Genomic DNA, 21,284 nt, shown 5'->3' with positions numbered 1-21,284 from the left:
CCGCTTTTACGGTCTCGGTGACCGGCGGGGTGACTGCACTGGGCACTCGCTCCGGCTGTTCGACGGGCGGGACAGCGGGCGTCGCTATGGCCGTTTTCGCCACCACTGGCGTTGTATCCAGACGTTCGACGGCTGCCGCTACCGGGACCGCTTTCACGGTCTCGGCGACCGGCGGGGTGACTGCACTGGGCACCAAAACCGGACGATCAATCGCCGATGCGGTTGGAGTCGTTGCCATTGGCGATCTCGCCATAACCGGATCCACATCCGACCGTTCGGTGGGCGGAACCATTGGTCGCGCTACATCCTGCACCGCAAAACGAACGGGCGACAGCAGCGATGGGGACGCGGACTCAACAACTGGGAGCGGCGACTCAGGCGAATCGGTGGACAACGGCGGTGGCGTGTTCACTACCGCTGAATCCGGCAAAGCTCGCCTGCCACCAAAAAGGGTTCCAGGAGTTAAATTCGCCAGCGATGATTTGAAATCACCACCCTCGTTAGCCATACCCACAACGGCATCCGCACTCGCCAGCAAGGATGTCGAAGAACCCGTTAAAGTAAGCCCCACTGTATCCGCAACAGTGGCTCCCGACCCGAATGGATCACCCGCCACCAGAACCGGCGCAAGCGTCGGACCCGCCCCGATCCGGGCACGGATCACATCACCGGCAGCATCGGTGCCTGTCATCACCGGCGGTGCTGACGGTTCAAACTTCGCTGCATTCAGACCTTGTAGAGCGGCACGGGAATCCATGAACAGCGCCATACCCGGCCATATCGCTTCGGCTACCTCTGCATCCCGTACATCCTGATCACTGTCGGGATCGAGTTCGGTAATCACCTTCTCCCGGCTTCCTGCTTCGCCTTTACCCACGACCGGCGCTGCTGTCCCGAAGGTCAAAGCCAAAACCGCGATCTGTGGATCGGCACCGGCCTGAGTCAGGATCGCTGAATCCACTGTTGCACGTTCGGCGGTCGGCAGCCGCACATCGCCAACCCTCCATAAACCTGCGCCATAATCCACCGTTTCACTCGCAACGAATGCAACAACATCGGTACCCACCTCTAATCTCGCAGCGGCGCCTCCTTGCAATAACTGGCTAAAGGAAGGCAACCGCGCTACGTCTGGTCCATCGGCTTCGACCCCGACTCCGACTCCGACTCCCAGCGCGGTAACCACTCCGGCGGTATTCCCAGCAATATTCGTGGCTGCTGCAAAAAGATGAGGCAGTTCCAGGTAGCTCATGGCGTTCTTTCCAATCGTTAGTGATACCCAGCCGTGATGCTGAGTGGGTCTAACCTTTTGAGTGCCTTACACATCATCCACGTCCGCCAGCCCCAGCCGAACCACCGGCCGGCGAAGATTACGCTCGTCGCTATCCTGCTGTTCGCGATGATCTTCCCGCCGCAACTGCTCCTTACGACCACGCTCGATGACTTCCTCAAGCGCCTTGGTCTTGGCATGAGTCTGGCCCCAAGCCAGCCGCTGGTGACTAAGATCCTGCTGCAACCGCTCCAACTGGCGCTGCAACTGGGTGATGCCCTGATCCAGATTATTCAGAAACACGGCGTAATCCTGAAACCGGCGCGCCGAAATACCATCATGGCCTTCGGTCTGAAACATGCCGGCATAGGTGCTACGAAACATCAGCAGTTGTTGCAAGCGGTTCTGCTGCTCCAGCAAGCGCTGTTGGGATTCTGCCAGCGCCCTGGCCGCCCTATCCTCGTGGGAGTGGGCGACCTGCACCGCAGCCTGCAAAGGATGAGAATAGGCGGCCATCCGACGTTAGCCCTTTGCCTTGGGCTGTAGCACGACTTCGAGTGCCCGCAGGCTATCCGCCATCGTGACCTGTTCATCCATTCCCTGAGTCAAAAACTGTTTGAGGCGCGGCTGGTATTCGCGGGCCTCGTCCACGGACGGATCGCTGCCGGCGACATAAGCGCCCACATTGATCAAATCCCGATGCTGCTCGTAGGTGGAGTAGAGATGCTTGAAGCGCCGCGCCAGTTGTTGGTGGCGCGGGCCGCTGATCTTGGGCATCACCCGGCTGATTGAAGCTTCAATGTCAATCGCCGGATAGTGTCCGGCTTCGGCCAGCCGCCGCGACAGCACCACATGTCCGTCGAGAATGGCACGGGCCGCATCGGCGATGGGATCATTCTGGTCATCGCCCTCCGCCAGCACCGTATAAAAGGCAGTGATAGAACCCCCAACCGTATCGTTACCGGCCCGCTCCACCAGTTGCGGAATCTTGGCGAACACCGACGGCGGGTAGCCCTTGGTCGCCGGCGGCTCGCCAATCGCCAGCGCGATCTCGCGTTGCGCCTGGGCATAGCGGGTCAGCGAATCCATCAGCAGCAACACCTGCCGGCCGCTATCACGGAAGTATTCGGCGATGCGGGTCGCCAGCGCCGCGCCCTGCAAGCGCCGCAGCGGTGGATCGTCCGCCGGTGCGGCTACCACCACCGCCCGCGCCATCCCTTCCGGGCCGAGAATTTCCTGAATGAATTCCTGCACCTCACGCCCACGCTCGCCGATCAGCCCGACCACCACCACCTCGGCGTTGGTGAAACGGGTCATCATCCCCAGCAATACACTCTTACCAACACCGGAACCGGCAAACAAACCCATGCGCTGGCCGCGCCCCACCGACAGCAGAGCGTTAATGGCACGCACCCCGACATCCAGCGGTTCGCGAATCGGCTTGCGCAGCAGGGGATTAATGGTTTTACCGGTCAGGGTCGCCCATTCGGTGCGCGGCGGCGGCGGCAACCCATCCAAAAACCGGCCAGCGCCATCCAACACCCGGCCGAGCAGGCTTTCGCCCATCCGCATCCGGCTGGCCCCCCCGGTAGGAATAACCCGCGAATTGGGCATCAGCCCGTGAATATTGCCGCTCGGCATCAAAAACAGCTTGCCACCGGAAAATCCGACCACCTCGGCCTCGACCCGGCCACCGTCCGGCCCGACCACCAGACAGCGGGAACCGACCGGCGCCACGCAGCCCGCCGCCTCCAGGGTCAAGCCGACCATCCGGGTCAACTGGCCTTCCACCACCAGGCTTGGCGTTTCGGCCACTCGCGCCCGGCGCTGCGCTAGATGCGCCCGCCAGCGAGCAGAATGATTCAGTTCAGGTATGCCCGGATTCACGTTCGTCTCCCATCACGGTGGCGATCACTGCGCCCAATCGTTTCTCAACGGTCGCATCGATCCGCGACAAGTCGGTGTTCACTACGCAACCGCCGCGGGTCAGGGCCTGGTCCTCGACGATCTGCCAAACCGGATCGTCTTCGCGGCCCAGCGACAGTACCTCGCGGATCAGTTGCGCATCATCCGGATGCAGCCGAACCTGTACTCCGACGCTGGCGACCGGCAACAAACTGACCGCTTCGCGCACCACTGCCACGATCTCACCAGGGGAAACCCGCAACTCCCGCCGCACCAGTTGCCGGGCGATTTCAATGGCCAAGCTCGCCAGTTCCTCTTCAACCGCCTTGTCGAGCTGGTCCAGTGGCTTGGTCATCAGCTCCAGAATTTGGTCCAGCTTCTGAATCCGTAGCAGGGTTTCATCGCGGCCACCGGCCAGCCCTTCGGCGAATCCCCGTTGATAGCCTTCGGCGTGGCCCTCCTGCTGGCCTTTCTTGTAGCCCTGATCGCGCCCTTCGCGGCGACCTTCCTGATAGCCGGCAGCAAAACCCTCCTCGTGCGCCTCGCGCTGGATCGCTTCGATTTCATCCAGGGTGGGCGGCGCGGAAGACGGGGTAAAGGCTTTCGGCGCACGCGGCATCTCGCGGACGTTCTCGGCACGGGCGGGAACCGGCGCAGGTTCCGGTTTGGGCGGCTGTTCCACGCTGGGCAACTCCCAGCGCTGATAAGCCGTCAGGTTGTCGCCTGAGATGACTTTAGACAAGCTGCTCTCCCTTGGTACCCAGGGTTATTTCGCCGGCTTCTGCCAGCCGTTTAGCCGACGCCATGATTTCCTTCTGCGCGGTCTCGACATCGCTGAGTTTGACCGGCGGCATGGCTTCCAGATCGTCGCGCAGCAATTCGGCGGCGCGCTTGGACATATTGCCCATGATCTTGTTGCGAACCCCATCCTCGGCCCCGCGCAACGCCACCAGCAGCGTCTCGGAGGAGACTTCGCGCAGCAGGGTCTGAATGTCGCGGTCGCTGAGGCTCAGCAGGCTCTCGAATACCACCATCAAATCTTCGATCTTGCCGCCCAGATCAGCATCGGCTTCCTTAATCTTGTCGAGGATCTGGCTTTCGACGTTGCCGTCCAGCCGACCGAGAATTTCAGCGGCCCGCTTGGGCCCGCCGATCTTGGAAGTCGCAGCGGCGCTGATATTACGCATGACCTGTTTCTCGACCAGTTCGTTAAGTTCTTCCAGTGCGCCTGACGGGATTTCGTCCAGGGTCGCTACTCGCAGCAACGCCTCTTCACGCAACGACGCCGGCAACAGGCCGACGATCTCGGCCGCCTGATCCGCCCGCAGCGAAGACAGCACCAATGCGACCACTTGCGGGTGTTCATCACGCAGGCCACCGGCGATGGCGCTGGCATCCATCCACTTGAGCGAATCCACGCCGGAACCGGTTTCGTTGTCGAAAATGTGATCCAGAACTCCCTTGGCTTTTTCGCGCCCCAAGGCGCGGATCAGCACTCCACGAATATAATTTTCGCTATCCAGCACCAGCGAACTCTGTTCGTTAATTTCCTGATTGAAGGTGTGAACAATCTCGCTGATCTGATCCCGGTTGATCCGGGTTAGATTGGTCATCGCAACCCCGATCTTGTGGAGTTCGCGCGGATCCAGGTGGCGGAGAATTTCGGCGGCATGATCCTCGCCCAGCGCCATCAGCACCACGGCAGCCCGTTCGACGCCCTTGAGGGCAGGTGTGGTTGTGGTGAGTTCCGGCATGATCTAAGCCTCGCTGGTCAGCCAGCTCTTGATGACATGAACCGCCCGTTTCGGATCTTCGGCCACCAGGGAACGGGCCAGATCCATCCGTTGATCCAGTTGCTCAGTGGGACTGGGCAGGGCCTTGGTCCCGTCGTTTTCCAACGCGCCGCTGAGTTCGACCCGATCCTCCAACAGCCCTTCCAGACCATGGGCGTCAGGGGCGGGCAACGCCGCCACCTCATGACCATTGGCGTGGCTGGTACCGTTGCCATTCTTGCCGTTGCCATTCTTGGCGACCGCCGCGACCGGCACCGGCAACAGGCGGCGCAGCAGCGGACGCACCACCAGCAGCAGGATCGCCAACGACAGCACCGCCACCACGCCCCACTTAACCAGCTCCAGAAACCAGGGCTGCTGCCACATCGGCAGTGGCGCTTCTTCGAACGGCGATGGGGCAAACGCGGCGTTCATTACATTGACGCTGTCACCCCGGTCGGCGCTGAATCCGACCGCCTGTTTGACCAGGGCGGTGATCCGTTCGACTTCTTCGGTGGTCAGCGGCTTGCGCACCGACTGGCCCGCCTCAACCGTCGCCCGGTCGTCCACCACCACCGCGGTGGAAACCCGCACAATCCGGCCCGGCGTGTTGCGGGTATGACTCACCCGCTTGTCGAGTTCGTAATTGCGGGTCACTTCCTTGCGGCTAGTGAGCGGCGGTGCGGCTGGAGCAGCCGGATTTTGCGGATTGGCCGCCGGATTCTGGGCGGTTGCTACTTCCGGCGCGGTGGCGGCGCCGGGTGGCTGGTTGGACAGCGCGCCAGGAACCCCCACCGGATTCATCCGATCCTTGGTTTCTTCCAGCAACTGTTCGCTGCGCAAAGGCCGTGGTTCCTGCCGGGGTTCGTAGCGTTCCGCTGTTTCCTCACTGGCGGTGAAGTCCAGGTCAAGCGCCACCTGGGCACGCACCCGCCCCATCCCCATTACCGGCGCGAGCAGCTCCTCAACCCGCCGGGCGTAGCGATCTTCCAGCCGCCGGGTGTATTCCAGTTGATCCAGGTTCAGCTTGTCGCCGCCGCCTTCCCGTTCCTGGCGGGTCAACAGATTGCCGGCCTGATCGATAACGGACACCTGCTCAGGACGAAGTTTGGGTACGCTGGACGCCACCAGATGAATAATCGCCGCCACCTGACCTTCATCCAGTGACCGGCCAGCGCGAAGCTGTACCAGTACCGACGCGGTGGGCGGTTGCTGCTGGCGGGCAAACACGGTTTCCTTGGGAAAGGCCAAATGAATCCGAGCCTTTTCTATCGCGCCAATGGTCATGATCGAGCGCGCCAGTTCGCCCTCCAGCGCATGTTGGTAGCGGGCGGTTTCCATAAACTGGCTGAGACCAAAACTGTTCTGCTGCAACGACTCCAAACCGTTGACGGTGCTGCGCGGCAAACCCTGAGTGGCGAGTTTCAGCCGCGCCTGGTAAACCTGATCAGCGGGCACCATCAACGCGCCGCTGCGCGGATCAATTTTTACCGGGATATTGGCTTTCTGTAGCGCATCCATCATCTGGCCGGCATCCGCCTCGGCCAAGCCCCGGTACAACACGTCGTAAGTCGCCGTATTGAGCCACAGCGCCGCGACCACCAACAGCGCCAGCAGCGCCACAACGCCGGCCAGGACGCCAATCTGGGTTGGACCGGGGTGGCGGAACTTGGCCAGCCAACCGCTCCAGTCGAACGGGACCGGCGGGTTTACCAATGAACCGTTGTTTTCCTCAGTCACGGTGCGGCTCCCTCATCGCATGATCGCCTCGAACAACCGGTGTTCAGACCGGCATGTTCATAATGTCCTGATAGGCGGAAACCAGCTTGTTGCGGACTTGCAAAGTCGTCTGAAAGGCGAGCCGGGATTTCTGCTGGGCAATCATCACCCCCGCCAAATCCTGATTTTGGCCCCGCTCGAAGGAGGCAGCCAACTGGGTGGACTGTTGCTGGGACTGATTGACATCGGCCAACATGCTCTTGAACACACTGGCAAAGTCATCGCCGGCCAAGGTGGGCGCATCGGCGCCGGGCAGGGGTGAGGAAGTGCGGGCCGGATCGCTCAGGCCGTGCAATCCGATCATGGGCGGGTTGGTCGTGGTTACAGCGGTCATCGGTTTGTGCTCCCTGATTCGGTCGGATCGCCTGAAAGGCGGTACGCTATCCCTGCTTGAGCAATAACCGTGCCCTAAAAACTCAATGGGGGCGATCACTCCGTTTCTTGCTTCGCTGACACTGGCAGAAGGCGCGGGTGAGAGGGTAAACCGGTGAATTTCGCCCCTCACCCTCACCTTTTTGCCGGCAAGCGGGTGCAATGGAGCGAACAGAATGCCAATTTTTTGGCGGCGGCAAGCGGCAATCCCCCGTCATTCATCGCTATCACTATCGGCATCGCCGCGCTTGATATTGTACTTGCGCATCTTCTCGACCAGGGTGGTACGGCGCATTTTTAGCATGGAAGCCGCATGAGCGACTACGCCGTTAGACTCTTCCAGTGCTGAATGGATCAGCGAGGATTCGAGATCGGTGATGTACTGCCGCAGATCGAGACCTTCTGGCGGTAGATTGACGGGATCGCTGGGGATAAACGAGGATGGAAGCGCGGTGGCCTGGGCGATATTAGCCACCGCCGCATCGGCAGCCGCCAGTTCTTCCGGGTAATGGGTGCGGAACTTGGGCGGCAGATCGTTCAATCCCACTTGACCGTCGGGTTGGAGAATCGCCAGACGCTCCATCAGATTCGCCAGCTCACGCACATTACCCGGCCACGGATAATGGCTCAGGCAGCGCAGCGTTGCCGGGCTGAGAACCACATGGACGCCCCGCTCGTGGGTAGCGCGCGCACTCAGATCTTCGGCCAGCAGTGGCAAATCTTCGATCCGTTCACGCAGGGCCGGCGTCTCGATAGGGAACACGTTCAACCGATAATAGAGATCCTCGCGGAACTGACCGGTTCGGATCAATTCATCGAGATTGCGATGCGTGGCGGCGATGATGCGCACATCGGAACTCAGGCTGCGATCACTGCCGACCCGCTCAAAGGTGTGTTCCTGCAACACCCGCAGCAGCTTGACCTGCATGTTCAGCGGCATGTCGCCGATCTCGTCCAGAAACAGGGTGCCCCCCTGCGCCAACTCGAAGCGGCCACGCCGGGCGGAAATCGCGCCGGTGAACGAGCCTTTTTCGTGGCCGAACAGTTCGCTTTCCAGCAGGGTATCGGGAATGGCGCCACAGTTGATCGGGACGAAAGGTCCGTGGCTGCGAGCGGAGAAATAATGAATGTTGCGGGCCACCACTTCCTTGCCAGTGCCGGATTCGCCCAGGATCAACACCGTGGCCTCGGAAGGAGCGACCCGCTGGATCAGTTCGCGAACCTGGGCGATGGCCAGGCTATTGCCGATCAGGCTGCGAAACAGTTCGGCGTGGCGTTGGGCCTGGATATTACGGCTATCCCGGCTGGCGCGTTGCTGGAGCAGCTTGGCCAGCACCTGGCTCAAGCGCGGATAGCGGAAGGGGCGGGGCAGACGGGCACTGCAACTGGCCTCCAGCAGGGCCGGCAGGCGGTGGGGCTGATCAGCTTCTTCGACCAGGACCAGAGCCACTTGGGGAGCAACCGCACGAATGAGCGGGATGACGTCGCTGGGTGGTTGTTCGTCAGCACCGTAGCGACCCAAAAAGATGGCGCGCAAATCGGGATTGTTTTCAACGTAATCCTGCCAGTTGGTTGACCCCGCCCGCGCTACATGGCTTTCTTCCATGAACCGCAACAGCAGACATAACTCATCGGCTCGGATGGAGTCGTCATCAATCACCAGCAGCGCGGTCTTCATTGCTTGTTATCCTTGGGAAGGGATCAAGCCTGCGCGATGCTGGGCAGACGGCAGGAGAACGGATGGCGAACGGCTTTCCGCACTTGGGTAAACCAACGGGTATCTTCCCCCACCGTCGGAGGCGCGCAAGGGCTTCCAATGCATAATGTGAGGAATTGTAGCCTCAATCAAAGCAGCGTCAAATTTTTAACGCGGGCTATTGCCCCGGCGATTAGCAATAAAGCGGCGATGCTGGAGAAAAATGTAGCGTTCAAGCGCCTCTTGGAGCGCGGTACTGGGGCGGTAAAATGCTGCCTTGATGGGATAGTCGCTTTCTGAAGCGACAGTATCGGCTACTTGCGCATAGAGAATGAGGGGGCGGGGGTAACTAAGATTGCAGTACAAATCCAACCGCAGCAGGGCACCGACGGGGAGGGCGGTGGCGGCCTGCCAGATGAGATCTTTGACGGTCAGAGTCAGCGCATGCTCCGAAGGAATAGCCTGTTGGCGGGCGAACAACTGGCCGATCATTTCGAGCAGCAGGCCCACTTTGAAATCCAGTCGCTTGAGTTCGCTGGCATTGGTCAATGCGCTGGGATCGTCGCTGTAATCGCCGGCGTGAATATCCAGCGCGAACAGAGTATGCAGAACGGTCAGGTTGGATTGCTCGATAGTGCGCAGTTCGGCATCGTCCGGCAGCGCCGATAACTCGCGCCACGCCAAGGGCAGGCACCCGGTAAAGGTCAGGCTGGAGGTGGGTTCGGTAAGAGTGGACATGGCAATTTGCTCAAACCAGATGAGGGGTGCGAATTTTAATTTTACTCCCATGGAAGTAGCATAGTTCGCTGCCGATGCGGTTTCCACTGAGGGGCTTGGTTCCAAACGGCTACAGATACTAAAAATCGTGATAGGCCAGCATGGCGCGGCGGCCCTGCTGGATCAGTTTGAGATTATCACTGATGCTGTCCATTTCGGCGCGTGCCATGTCCGTTAACCGGGCATCGCTGGCCAACGTAGCACGAATGGCCTCCTCCAGCAGTGGGACGATAGCCGCTGGCGCCGGTTGGCGGAACAAATTGTCCAGCACCGCACGCCGCCGCGTTTCCCATTCGCTCACCGCCTCCCAGTCGTTAGCCTGAGCCAGTTCGAGCATTTCAAGACTCAGATAACGCAGATGTTGAATCTGCGGTTCCCAATCGACGGGCGGGTGGTTCACGGGGGCTGTCCTTCATCATCTGTATCAGAAAACCATGATCTGTCTCATAGCCGCTGGAGAGATCGCCCGGTTCGTCCAAGTCTTTGGCGCCTTCCGAAATTGACTCATCGTGTCGATCTCAGTGGTTTCATGCGGCGCTCCGGTTTCCTAGCTAGCACCAAGCGTCGGGCAGTTTGCCACGGATTCTCTTGCTCAACAGTGATCACTGCGCTTGGAGTTCAGTTTGCTGCTTGATCGCCAGTTCCAGCTTGGCAGCGAGGCAATTCGGTTCGATTTTCCGAAGAAGCCTGTATGTTCATTTTTTTCAAGCCGTAGCTCGCAGCAATCCGCCTTCTACGACCAGTCGCCCATCATTATTAGCATAGCCGTCGCCAGTTCCCCGCGTCTGCCGGAGATCCTGTTCGGCGAAGGCGCGAGCGAATGCCAAGGTATCGACGATGTTCATCCAGCGCACAACGTTGCGGGTTTCACAGTCGACGACCCGAACCCGGAGAGCTGGCTCTTGGTCATCCAATTCAAATCGCAACGGCTGGTGATAGTATTCCAGACGCCGGTTAAGATGGTCGATGAGGATTTCCAGTTGTTGTCGGGCCGGTGGTTCGCTGGGTTCGGCGTCCGCACCGTGTCCTCGTCCGTCGGGGGTAGCTTCCTGTTTCCATTCGGCGTTGCCGGCGGTAGGAGATTGCAGCACTGCCGTTTGCGGGGTGTTGAGGGTCTGAGCGACGGCGTCCTGGATGGTGAGCGGCGGGGGCGGCTCAGAACGCACATTCGCCTTGGCCGATACGGTGTTCGCAAGGTGAATGCCAACGCTGACAATGTCGCTCATAAAGGTTCCTGTTCGTGAATTAGGCTGTGGAATTGATCTCGCCGGGTTCACCCTCGATCGGCGCAGTGGATGTCTGCGGGCCGATCTCATCCCAAGCCGTTTTCAGTTCGGTCAGTCGCGCAGCAACCTCATCAATCATGCCTATATCATTTTTAAGGTTAGCTTCCAGCAGACGGCGTTGGAGGTAGTCATAGACCCGATCGAGGTTGATCGCCAATTCGCCGCCTGCCTCGAAGTTCAATCCCTCGCGCAGGCCATTGATAATGCCAACAGCCTTGCCGATCATTTCACTTTTGGGGATGACCTCGCTGCGTTCAAGATGACCCTTGGCGCTGGCCAGCCGTTCCAGCCCACCTTCAAACAGCATTTGAACCAGCCGATGAGGGCTGGCGATTGCAGCAGTGGCGTCCACATTGACACTTTGATATTGCCGCAATGCGTTTTGGGTTCGAATATCCATAACATTCTCTAAAGCCTGAAAAAAGACAGTGAATCCCCCCTAGCCCCTGGTAGGAGATGGGTGAGAGGAATCACTATGACTGGTTAGTATAAAACGCCGACAGGCCCGCAAGTTGCTGCGTAAGGTAGTTACCGGTCGAAGTCATTTTCCCTACGATTGCGTCCATTGCACGGAACTGAGCAAGATAACGCGCTTCCACCTTCGCCATGCGTTGATCAAGAGCGCTGCGCTGGCCGGTGATGTCCTTGAGACGAGCATTGAAGCTATCGGTCTTGCCCTGCAAGGTCCCGGTTCGACTCAGCGTTGCATCCAGGAAAGTGTTCAAACGACTGGAGAGGCCCTCAACCCGAGTGTCCCCCGACCCGGAACCGGCGAACAGCTTGCTCACCCCCGCTGCATCGGTTCCTAGCGCCTGTTGCAGCTTGCTGCTGTCCAGCTTGAGGATGTCGAGCTTGGTGGTGTTATCGCGCTCCAAGGTCACGCCGACACTGGACAGGGTGCGAAAGGTAGAGTCCCCGCTAACGCCGTCGCCCAGAATGCGCCGCATCTGGGCGTTGATTGAGCGGAGTGCCGCATCGCCCAGCAGCGCGCCTTTCTCGCCGGTCTCGGCGTTGTAGAACGAGAGCTTGTTGACCGTTTCCAGTATAGAGTTGTAGGCCTTAACGAAACCTTCGACCGCGTTGGTGGCGGCGGCGGTGTCGCGGCTGAGGTTAAGGGTGGTGGATCCTTTGTCCTGAAGAGTCAGCGTCACGCCGGCGATAGCGCTGCTCAGGGTGTTGGAACTGCTGGTGATACTCAGGCCGTTGACTTTGATTTGGGCGTCTTGGGCGGCGACGGTTTCGGTCAGGTTGTTGACGCCGGTGGTTGGGTCATAGGCAATCGACGCGAGACCACCATCGCCACCACCGGCGGTGATCTTGAGGCTGTTCTTTAGCCCGGGATCGTCGGAGCTGAGCATCAGCCGGTAGCCCCCGCCGGTGCTACCATCGTTAATGATGGAAGCTGTCACTCCTTTTTTAGCGGTGTTAATGGCGTCGCGAATGCCTTCCAGCGTTTTATTACTGTCGTCGATGGTCAGGGTCAGGCTGGATTTGTCGGCATTAGGGTTGAAACCGGTCGGCGGAGTGGGCGGCAAGCCTTGAGGATCGCCACCGGTGTATTGGCCAAATTCGATGGTTAGAGTACCGGTGCCTACGGTGCTACTGACAGCACTAAAGGTGCCCGAGGCCAAGGTTTGCCCCTGGGCCCGTTGCGAGACTTCGATGTTGTAGCTGCCGATGGGTGCGGAACTCAGGGCGGTGGCCGTCAGCAGGTTGCTGTTGCCGGGGGTCGCCTTGATGCCCATAAAGGTATTGGTAGCGGTTAATACGGTGTTGGCTCGTTCCAGGGCCGACAGGGCGCTTTTGACTGTGCCGAAGCCGGAAATTTGGGCCTGGAGGGTGGCTTCCTTGCGGTTGAGCCGGTTTTGGGTGGGCGTCCGTTCGGCGCTGATCAGTTGCGAGACGATGCTGTTAATGTCCAGGTTGGAACGCAAACCGGAAGAGGTAATGCTGGCCATGTGGTTCTCCTGTTTTTAAACCCGCACCCGCAGTAACAACCCTTCGAGAGCGGCACGGGGGTTGGTTGGTCCGTTAGGTAATTTGAGATCGAGCATTTTCGTCTGTTCAGAATCCATGTCCTTGAAGAATTGGGCTAGGGCTAGCATTTCCTCGGAAGGGATCTGGCGAATCAGTTCTTTGCTTTCGGCGTCCGTAACCCGAACGACCATTTCGTTATATTGGTCATCAATGTTGAATTCGACCTGGGTGTGCAACAGGGTTTGCACTTTTTGCTGCACTTCATTAACAACTTTAGCCAGGGCTTGGCGATCCGGTTTTTTGGTAGGGGAGTCGGCAGCGACTTTGCGATCAGCGGCCTGACCGGGACGGGTAGCGGTCTCTTCGGCAACGCGAGGAGTTGCATCAGGTCGTCCGGTCGGATGAGTGGATGCGGGTGATGGTGATACGGCCGCATCCCGCAGGGCTTCGGGCGGAGTCCGAGGTAGGTTAGCAGCGTTGATAGCCGTGATGGCGCTGGTCATGGCAGTCTCTCCTTGAGATGAAGCGGTGCGTGCCGATATAGTCGGTGACCTTCAGTAAACTATAGGACAACTCGAGTCAGCCGGGCAGCCCGGATGCAAAAAAGCAGGGAAGCGGTCAGGTTGGGATTCCCGTGAATGAGCGGTTCCAAACCCTGTGTGCCTCCCCGCTAATCCTCCCCGGTTAGGGGGAGGGGAGCGTCTGCTCAAGACCGTGCGCTTACCGCAGCAACGACAGCACACCCTGCTTGGACTGGTTGGCCTGCGCCAGCATCGCGATGCCGGCCTGTTGCAGAATCTGGTAGCGGCTCATTGAGGTGGTCTCACTGGCGAAGTCCGCGTCCTGAATCCGCGACCGGGCGCTGCTAACATTCTCCGACACGTTCTGCAGGTTGGCGATGGTGGACTCCATCCGGTTCTGGAAGGCGCCCAACTTGCCGCGTTCGACGTTGATCTGGCCCAAAGCCGAGTCGATTCGTTCGATAGCGTTGCTGGCGTTCTGGACATTGGAGACATCCAGTCCCTTGGCGATGGCTTGGTCATTGCCGCCTTGTTCAGAATAACCAATCCTGTTGGCGTCGGTACCGCTAATTACTACATCGGTGCCGGTTTCGCTAGCCAAGCTTAGGCGACCGGTGAAAGTGGTTCCTGGCGCTGCGGATGCAATATTTGAAGATGTCGTACCCGACTGGTCGGTAGCGGTCAGCAGGAAGTCGGTAGCACTATCGTTCAACACGATGTTCTGACCGGTCGTGGAGCTTAATACCAAATTACCGCTTGAGTCGGAAGAAGCAACTACACCCTGCACTCCTGCATTATTGATGGTAGTGACTACATAGTTCAGGTTGCCGTTAGTACCCGTAGCACCTGAAAGCTCAATCGCGGTGCCGTTAATCTTCATGCTATTGGTGCCACTGGCAGTAGCACTCATCTGGAGACCTACTTTCACCTCGGTGAAGCCGGTGGCAGCCACCCCGGTCTGGTCCTTGACCGCGTTAATTACCGCCGCCTTCGCCGCCGCGCTGTTCTGGGAACCCGTAGTACCGATTTGTACTGCATTGATCTTGAGATCGGCATTGCTGCCGATGGTATTAGTACCAACATTAGCGCCGATCCCTGCGCTGGCACCCGTACTGAGGTTAAAGCCAAGCTTCTGTATCGCTGATACGTTCGCTTCACTGCCCGTGGGCGTGGTGATGGAAATTGGCTCACCGCTGGAACTGGTCAGCGAAACATAGCCGCGATTGGTGCCGGTGGTCAGGCCAGTGTTGGTGACCGTACCCGTAATCGAAATATCGTTGCCGGTGTCATTGCTTAATGACAACGAGCCATCGGAATTCAGGGTAGCGCTAACACCAGCCACATCGCGGTTGATGTTACTGACCAGCGCATTCATATCACCCGATGCAGTCACTGCCGCGCCGTTGATCGAGAGTCCGCTGGCTACACCCGTAGCGCCACCCTCGCTGCCTTTGACGACGTTATAAGCCTTGGCTGTAACTCCGTGCTGCGCAGCGTTGCTATTGATCTCTGTGGCGAGATCCTTAGCGTCATTGGTACCGTCGAAAGTTGCTGAACCAACAGCATTAGCAGACCAGTTTTTGCCATTGATATAGAAAGAATTGTTGGCTACAGAAGCGGATTGGGTTTGTACACGTCCACCGTTTAGCTCACCCAAACCCGAGTAGCTGTTGAGATTCAGCGACTGGGTGGTGATGCTGCCCACGCCGACCGAAATGGTTTCGCCAGCGTTAGCGCCAATCTGGAAGGTGCGATTTTTGACGGTGCCATCCAACAACTTGGAGCCGTTGAATTGCGTGGTGCCGGCAATGCGATCCAGTTCCCCGGTTAATTGATCCATTTCATCCTGAATGGAAGAACGGTCGTCGGCACTGTTGGTGTCATTGGTGGACTGCACCGCCAGTTCACGCATCCGCTGCAAGAGGTTGGTGCTTTCCTGCATGGCGCCTTCCGCCGTCTGCGTCAGGGAGATCGCGTCGTTGGCGTTGCGAACCGCTTGACCCATGCCGCGAACCTGCGAGGTCATCCGGTCGGAAATCGCCAGACCCGCCGCGTCATCTTTAGCGCTGTTGATGCGCAAACCGGTCGTCAGTCGCTCCATGGCGACGTTCTGGCCCATTTCGGTTCGGCTCAAGCTCTTCTGGGCCTTCAGGGACGAAATATTAAAGTTAATGGTCATACCCATGTTTGCGATCTCCAGTGAGAGTTTTTACGTTGGGCGGGGTCGCCGTGGAGTTTAGTGCGGGGATTATCTCCGCTTGCCCTGAACTATCGGCATCCAGCACCAAGGCTTTAGGGATCAGCAAAATTTTTTCTCAACGACTACTGCTGACAATAGATCTGCCACATTTGACGATAGGCATTTTCCAAATCGCGGGTAAATCCGCTCTCATCACACAACGGCGAAGCCAACATCCGCCCCCGAAGCGTGGCCCGCCAGACCGACAGAGCGTCCAAGTCACTGGCCAGACGAGCTACAATAGCCAAATAGTCCTCAACACTGTCGGCAACCCATTCGCTCAAGCCCATGGCATCAAGAATGGCGTCGCCAAATCGCCCCATCGACGGTCGGTCGCGCAACGACACCACCGGTACGCCCATCCATAGCGCCTCGAACGTGGTCGTCCCAGCGTTGTGGGGGAAGGGATCCAAAGCGATATCCAATTGGTGATAACCTTCCCAGACCGGTGTATGTGTCACGACTAACCGGTCGCGTGTAATGCCATGGTGTATAAAACGGTTAGCCACCATCTCGGCAGTTTCTAGTTCACCGAGAAAAGGGCTATTTAGCATCAGTCGTGCGGTGGGGATTGCCTTGAGTAAGTCTGACCACGCGGCAATCACCCGTTCGTTGAAGCGAATGGCCCGACTCAAACTGCCTAAGGTCACATAACCTTGGATTTCAGCCGGTAACGGATTAACCTCAGGCGCATCCTTCGCCGGACGGTAACTCCAAGCGTGCGGTAAGCGCCAGATGCGTTCACTAAACCACGACTCACAACCCGGGGGCGTCAGGCGGTCATCGCCTAGGAAATAGTCCATGGCCTGTAACCCAGTGGTATAGCCATAGCCCAACCAGCTTATCTGTACCGGTGCGGGTTTGCGGGCAAAAACCAGTAACCGATTATCGGTAGTATGTCCAGCTAAATCTACCAGAATGTCAATCCCATCGGCACGAACGCGCTCCGCTAGTTCTACGTCGCTAAGTCGGCGCGTAGGTCGCCATTCATCCACCCAACTCTGGTAATGCGTTGTCCAACTATCCTCTTGCTTTAATTCAGCATAGGCGAAAATCTCAAACTTTTCATGATCGTGATTGGCCAACACCGGAGCGATAAAACTTCGCGTCGAGTGTGCCCGAAAATCTGGTGAGACATAGCCGATCCGTAGGCGTTTAGAAGGGTCATGGTGATTAGTATGTATCGCTACATTAAGTTGTAACTCTTTCGCGTAGCGTCTTTCCCACTTTAAATATTGGTCATAAATTTCTGTCATCGATAGATCAGGGTGATAATTCAAAGTAAACAGAAAATTATTCCAGGCTTCTGAGTTTCCATCAGATACTAACGATCTCTCATCAGACTCCAATATTTTCTGAGAATAATTTATAAAATCATCAAAAACACCAAGAGAAGTAAGGCATGCACTAATATGGGCATGAATATTTGCCATCTCTGGTTTTAAGGCAAGCGTTTTTCGATAATAAACAATCGCTTCTGCAACTCGTTGCCTTTTAAAAAAAACATGTCCCAAATTGCTATGAGCATCAAAACAATGCTCATCTAGCACTATCGCCTGTTGTAGATGTTCCATCGCTTTATCCAAATTATCCAATTCTAAAAACACCGCTCCTAAATTGTTATGTACTTCAGCGCTATCGGGTCGGATTGTTAAAGCTTTTAGATAACAAGCGACAGCCTGTTCTGGAAAGTCTTTGTCCTTCAGTGTATTCCCTAAATTGTTGTGAATCTCTGGTGCATCGGAGTTAGTCAATACTGCCCGCTGGTAACAAGCCAACGCCTCGTCAAGACGCTTTTGCTCCTTGAGAATAAGACCTAACTGCAAATGTGCGGATAGATGATCCGGTTTAACAGCCAGCGTCCGCTCGTAACAAGCAATCGCTTCATCCCATCGTTGTTGATCTTCAAAAGCCTTGCCTAGATTGTAGTGGGCCTCAAAATAATTTGGATCGAGAATAATTGCCTGTTGATAAGCACTGATTGCTTGATCCAGTTGGCCGCTCAATAACCAGGTAACACCCAAATTATTGTAAGCCTTGGCATGATCCGGTTTAAGCCGCAGCGTTTGCTGATAACAGACAATCGCTTCTTCATATTTACTAATAAAACGTAATGTATTACCAAGATTGTAGTAAGCATCGGGGTAGTTCGGTTTATATTGCACGGCTTGCCGGTAATGCTGACAAGCTTCCTCAAAGCATTCTCGATTTTTGAGCACATTTGCCAAGTTATAATGCGCCTCAGCAAAATCCGGTTTTAGTTTTACCGCTTGTCGATAACACCGGATAGCGCCATCCAGATCGTCCAACCCCTCGAACACCCGCCCCAGATTGTTGTGATAGACCGCCTGCTTTGGAAAGTGCGCAATCGCCTGATTGATTAAATCCTGCGCTCGATGATGGTCGCCGCCTTGATGATACAAAACACCTAATAAATGCAAAGCATCGGCATGATGTGGTTGCTCCACTAACAGACGCTCATAAAATTTTCGCGCCTCTCGCAAGCGTCCTGCCTGATGATGGCGCAGGGCTTCCTGCAACAACCCACCACTATTCGATGCAGAAGGGGAATTAGGCGTAGCCTTCATGATTGATCCTCTAAAAAACTCTCGGTGGATGATTGCCCATTCTCAGCACACCACGCTTCCCACATTTGACGATACGCGGCTTCCAGCCCTCGGGCAAAATTAGGCGCATTACAAACCGGCGAGGTCAGCAATCGAGCGCGCACCGTCTGGCGCAGGGTATCCAGCGCTGCCACATCCGCAGCGAAAGCCACAGCCTTAGCGACATAATCATCCCTATCTTTCACCACCCATTCCGGCAATCCTACGGTACGCAGCAGACTTTCACCCAGTCGCCCGATAAAACGATCACCATGCAAGGTCAAGACTGGAACCCCCATCCACAGCGCCTGAGCCGTCGTGGCCCCACCACCATAAGGAAAGGAATCCAACGCAATATCAATCTCATGGTAACGGGCCAGCGCGGCTCGGATGGTTTCAACCCCTTCCAAACACAGACGCTCTGCACCAATTCCGTATCGGGCAAAGCGTTCAACCAGCGCCGCACGCACCTCGGCATCACCCAGCACTGCGGTCTTCAACAGCAAACGACTGCCAGGCAGGGCATGCAGGATCGCTGTCCAGCAAGCCATCACCGCATCATTCAATTTGGCCAGATTGTTAAAGCTGCCAAAAGTGATAAATCCTTGACGCTGGGCAGGCGTTGGCGCGACCGGCAGATCAAACTCGGGGGGAGTAAAACACAGGCAACTATCTGGCAAGCGATAAGAGCGCTCGGTATAAAAAGCATCTTCCTCCGGCGGGATCACCCAGCGATCGGCCAGGATATAATCCAGAGTCGTCAGCCCCGTTGTCGCGAAATAGCCCAGCCAAGCCACCTGTACCGGCGCCGGTTTGCGGGCAAAGACCAACAAGCGATTGCCCTGGGTGTGTCCGGAAAGATCGACCAGAATATCAATGGCGTCGTCGCGAATCAGCGCCGCTAATTGTTCATCGCTGGACGCCCACACTGTCCGCCAGTGATCAAACAAGGACAACAAGCGGCGCGTCTGGCTATCCCCCTGCTGTTGATTAAGATAGGCAAACCACTCGAAATTCTGATGATCCTGCGCGGACAACACGCTCTCCAGGAACTGGCTGACCGCATGGTGGCGAAAATCCGCCGAAACATACCCAATCCGGAGGCGTCGCTGGGGATCGGGGCTGTTGGCGCAGGGTTGCCGATTCGCCGCCAGTGGTGTCTCGAAACGCTCAGTGAAAGCCTGATGTCGAGCCAGAATATGCGCCAAATCCTGATCAGGCAGATAACTGGCGTTGAAAACCCAGTTGTTGTAAATATTGACGCTATCTGGTTGCAAATCCAGCGCCTGGCGGAAACAAACGTCAGCTTCATCGGCTCGCCCCAGCTTAGCCAGCACCATGCCCAAATTGGAATGGGCTGCGACCAAGCCTGCATCCAGGGTTAACGCTTGGCGATAACAAGCCATCGCTGCACTAAACTGCCCCTGCTTTTCCAGCGCCATGCCTAAATTACTGTGCAATCCGGCGGCGGCTGGCTGGAGCGCCAATGCCTGACGATAGGCCGTGACCGCCGGATCGAGCCGGTCCAATTCACTCAATAACAACCCATATTCATTGAGCCACTGCGCGTCCGTCGGACGCAAAGCCACCGCTTGCTGATGGGAGTCCAAGGCTTCCTGCAGTTGCCCCCGCCGATGCTGCAATCGACTCATCTGATAGTGTGCAGGGGCGAAAAGGGGATCAACTTCCAAGACCTGTTGAAAGCATTCCGCAGCGGCAATGTCGTTCGCCTGCTCCGCCCACGCTATTCCCAGGTTGTAACGAGCTTCCGTGCAATCAGGACGCAGCGCCAGAGCCATGCCATACCACGAGAACGCCTCTTCTACTCGGTGCTGCGCCCAGGCGATTGCGCCGAGATGGTTAGCGGCGTCTGCATGGGTCGGTTCCAATGCCAAGGTCTGCCGATAACAATCCTCAGCCTCGGCCAGTCGGCCCAAGCTCCACAACAAATTACCCAGTTCATAGTGCGCAGTGGCGAACCCCGGACTGCAACGCAAGGTTTCGCGATAGTGGACGACCGCCGCCTCCAAGCGGTTCAGGGCGCGCAGAACTCCAGCCAGGTTGTAATGGGCGTCGATAAAATCCGGCTGTAATCGGATCGCCTGTTGATGACAGGCAACGGCCCGCTCCAATAACCGACTATCTTGGCCACCCATCACCGAGAAAATCAGCCCCAGTCGGTCGTAATGGAGCGCTTCCTCAGGTTCCAGCGCAATCGCTCGCTCCAAACAGGCTACTGCGGTTTCGGATTCGCCACGCCGACAGGCGATCATTCCAAACCAGTCCCAAGCCACTGCACATTGAGGGACTGCTTGCAAAATATGCTGATAAAGCGCTGCCGCCTCGGTCAGTTTTCCCTCACACTGAAGCGCTTGCGCCCAATCCAGAGCCTGATCCAGAGTAAGATCAACTTCACCAACACGAACCTGAGGAGTGTGGGTACGGGTCATTACGGGCGCTGAAGCAGAGAAAGGGGGCATGGCTGGCATCCTGTGGTGCATTCGACAAGCTGGAGTCTATTAACTCAGGCAAAAAATCCGCCACATTTCCTGATAGGCGGTTTCAAGATCGTGAGTGAAGCCAACCTCATCCATCAGTGGAGAAGCTTGCATCCTGGCCCGTAAGGTGGATCGCCAACCCGCCAACTGTTCCCGATTGTTGGCGAGGCGCACCGCGATAGCGATATAGTCCTCGACGCTGTCCGCGACCCATTCGCTTAACCCCATCGCTCCCAGGATCGCGTCGCCAAAACGCCCCACCGAGGGCCGCTCTCGCAGCGAGATGACCGGGATTCCCATCCATAAGGCCTCAAACGTCGTGGTGCCAGCATTGTGCGGAAACGGGTCCAAGGCAATATCCAGTTGCGCATAGGCTTCCCATACTGGGGTGTGGATCAGGATCAACTGCTCCCGATCAATCCCGTAAGCGGCAAACTGCTGTACGAAATAATCTGCAGTCACCCGGTCACCCATCGGTTTGTGATTCAGCATCAACCGTGCATTAGGGACGGTCTTGAGCAACGCGACCCAAGCGGCAATCACTCGATGATTAAAGCGGATGGAACGGCTCAGGCTGCCAAAGGTGACA

Annotated in this window: 17 protein-coding genes and 1 pseudogene; all 18 read right to left on the bottom strand. The window is 57.4% G+C overall.

Annotated elements, in window-relative coordinates; genetic code table 11:
* Positions 1-1,249 (bottom strand): annotated as a pseudogene (locus BN874_RS05245) (hypothetical protein); the annotation flags it as partial.
* Between the two features lie 66 nt (positions 1,250-1,315).
* On the bottom strand, positions 1,316-1,783 hold the full coding sequence (gene fliJ, locus BN874_RS22195) for a flagellar export protein FliJ (protein ID WP_051497451.1): 468 nt from the start codon (positions 1,781-1,783) through the stop codon (positions 1,316-1,318).
* A gap of 6 nt (positions 1,784-1,789) precedes the next feature.
* The gene (gene fliI, locus BN874_RS05235) at positions 1,790-3,154 is read right to left on the bottom strand and encodes a flagellar protein export ATPase FliI (protein ID WP_051497450.1); all 1,365 of its coding nucleotides are present in this window, start codon (positions 3,152-3,154) and stop codon (positions 1,790-1,792) included.
* Complete coding sequence (locus tag BN874_RS05230; RefSeq protein WP_034431353.1) at positions 3,135-3,914, bottom strand: flagellar assembly protein FliH; 780 nt, start codon at positions 3,912-3,914, stop codon at positions 3,135-3,137. The genes fliI and BN874_RS05230 overlap by 20 nt, the downstream gene beginning before the upstream one ends.
* Positions 3,907-4,926, bottom strand: a complete 1,020-nt coding sequence (gene fliG, locus BN874_RS05225; protein ID WP_034431352.1) for a flagellar motor switch protein FliG — start codon at positions 4,924-4,926, stop codon at positions 3,907-3,909. Before fliG ends, BN874_RS05230 begins: the two co-directional genes overlap by 8 nt.
* 3 nt (positions 4,927-4,929) lie before the next feature.
* Positions 4,930-6,684 carry a flagellar basal-body MS-ring/collar protein FliF gene (gene fliF / locus BN874_RS05220; protein WP_051497449.1) on the bottom strand — a complete coding sequence of 585 codons (1,755 nt, stop codon included), beginning with the start codon at positions 6,682-6,684 and terminating at the stop codon, positions 4,930-4,932.
* 43 nt (positions 6,685-6,727) lie between these two features.
* Positions 6,728-7,057 (bottom strand): flagellar hook-basal body complex protein FliE, encoded by a 330-nt coding sequence (gene fliE / locus BN874_RS22190; protein ID WP_051497448.1) that lies wholly within the window; start codon positions 7,055-7,057, stop codon positions 6,728-6,730.
* Positions 7,058-7,309: 252 nt separating this feature from the next.
* On the bottom strand, positions 7,310-8,773 hold the full coding sequence (locus BN874_RS05210; RefSeq protein ID WP_034431351.1) for a sigma-54 dependent transcriptional regulator: 1,464 nt from the start codon (positions 8,771-8,773) through the stop codon (positions 7,310-7,312).
* Positions 8,774-8,959: 186 nt separating this feature from the next.
* The gene (locus BN874_RS05205; protein ID WP_195912108.1) at positions 8,960-9,529 is read right to left on the bottom strand and encodes a PilZ domain-containing protein; all 570 of its coding nucleotides are present in this window, start codon (positions 9,527-9,529) and stop codon (positions 8,960-8,962) included.
* A gap of 118 nt (positions 9,530-9,647) precedes the next feature.
* A complete protein-coding gene (locus BN874_RS05200; protein ID WP_034431349.1) occupies positions 9,648-9,968 on the bottom strand; it encodes a flagellar protein FliT in 321 nt (106 codons plus the stop codon).
* Between the two features lie 304 nt (positions 9,969-10,272).
* Positions 10,273-10,794 (bottom strand): flagellar protein FlaG, encoded by a 522-nt coding sequence (locus BN874_RS05195; RefSeq protein WP_034431348.1) that lies wholly within the window; start codon positions 10,792-10,794, stop codon positions 10,273-10,275.
* A 19-nt stretch (positions 10,795-10,813) separates the two neighbouring features.
* A complete protein-coding gene (gene fliS, locus BN874_RS05190; protein ID WP_420886108.1) occupies positions 10,814-11,248 on the bottom strand; it encodes a flagellar export chaperone FliS in 435 nt (144 codons plus the stop codon).
* A 79-nt stretch (positions 11,249-11,327) separates the two neighbouring features.
* Positions 11,328-12,812, bottom strand: coding sequence for a flagellar filament capping protein FliD (gene fliD, locus BN874_RS05185; protein ID WP_034431347.1), 1,485 nt, complete (start codon positions 12,810-12,812; stop codon positions 11,328-11,330).
* A 15-nt stretch (positions 12,813-12,827) separates the two neighbouring features.
* Positions 12,828-13,334: a flagellar protein FlaG gene (locus BN874_RS22185; RefSeq protein WP_051497446.1), complete on the bottom strand. Its 507-nt coding sequence runs from the start codon at positions 13,332-13,334 to the stop codon at positions 12,828-12,830.
* A 217-nt stretch (positions 13,335-13,551) separates the two neighbouring features.
* Positions 13,552-15,537, bottom strand: coding sequence for a flagellin N-terminal helical domain-containing protein (locus BN874_RS05175; protein ID WP_051497445.1), 1,986 nt, complete (start codon positions 15,535-15,537; stop codon positions 13,552-13,554).
* 137 nt (positions 15,538-15,674) lie between these two features.
* Complete coding sequence (locus BN874_RS05170; RefSeq protein ID WP_081756159.1) at positions 15,675-18,179, bottom strand: tetratricopeptide repeat protein; 2,505 nt, start codon at positions 18,177-18,179, stop codon at positions 15,675-15,677.
* Positions 18,176-20,677 (bottom strand): tetratricopeptide repeat protein, encoded by a 2,502-nt coding sequence (locus BN874_RS05165; protein WP_195912107.1) that lies wholly within the window; start codon positions 20,675-20,677, stop codon positions 18,176-18,178. The genes BN874_RS05170 and BN874_RS05165 overlap by 4 nt, the downstream gene beginning before the upstream one ends.
* Before the next feature lie 39 nt (positions 20,678-20,716).
* A partial coding sequence (locus BN874_RS05160) for an O-linked N-acetylglucosamine transferase family protein (RefSeq protein ID WP_034431345.1) occupies positions 20,717-21,284 on the bottom strand: 568 nt, incomplete at its 5' end.

The organism is Candidatus Contendobacter odensis Run_B_J11, from assembly GCF_000531125.1.
Lineage (GTDB): Bacteria > Pseudomonadota > Gammaproteobacteria > Competibacterales > Competibacteraceae > Contendibacter > Contendibacter odensensis.
This window is presented reverse-complemented; position numbering and strand designations above follow the sequence as displayed.

Bases quoted from the DNA above. Each gene is read 5' to 3' on its own strand.
- fliJ (WP_051497451.1), bottom strand. From the start codon at position 1,783: ATGGCCGCCTATTCTCATCCTTTGCAGGCTGCGGTGCAGGTCGCCCAC.
- fliG (WP_034431352.1), bottom strand. From the start codon at position 4,926: ATGCCGGAACTCACCACAACCACACCTGCCCTCAAGGGCGTCGAACGG.
- fliE (WP_051497448.1), bottom strand. From the start codon at position 7,057: ATGACCGCTGTAACCACGACCAACCCGCCCATGATCGGATTGCACGGC.
- BN874_RS05210 (WP_034431351.1), bottom strand. From the start codon at position 8,773: ATGAAGACCGCGCTGCTGGTGATTGATGACGACTCCATCCGAGCCGAT.
- BN874_RS05205 (WP_195912108.1), bottom strand. From the start codon at position 9,529: ATGTCCACTCTTACCGAACCCACCTCCAGCCTGACCTTTACCGGGTGC.
- BN874_RS05195 (WP_034431348.1), bottom strand. From the start codon at position 10,794: ATGAGCGACATTGTCAGCGTTGGCATTCACCTTGCGAACACCGTATCG.
- fliD (WP_034431347.1), bottom strand. From the start codon at position 12,812: ATGGCCAGCATTACCTCTTCCGGTTTGCGTTCCAACCTGGACATTAAC.
- BN874_RS22185 (WP_051497446.1), bottom strand. From the start codon at position 13,334: ATGACCAGCGCCATCACGGCTATCAACGCTGCTAACCTACCTCGGACT.
- BN874_RS05175 (WP_051497445.1), bottom strand. From the start codon at position 15,537: ATGGGTATGACCATTAACTTTAATATTTCGTCCCTGAAGGCCCAGAAG.
- BN874_RS05170 (WP_081756159.1), bottom strand. From the start codon at position 18,179: ATGAAGGCTACGCCTAATTCCCCTTCTGCATCGAATAGTGGTGGGTTG.
- BN874_RS05165 (WP_195912107.1), bottom strand. From the start codon at position 20,677: ATGCCCCCTTTCTCTGCTTCAGCGCCCGTAATGACCCGTACCCACACT.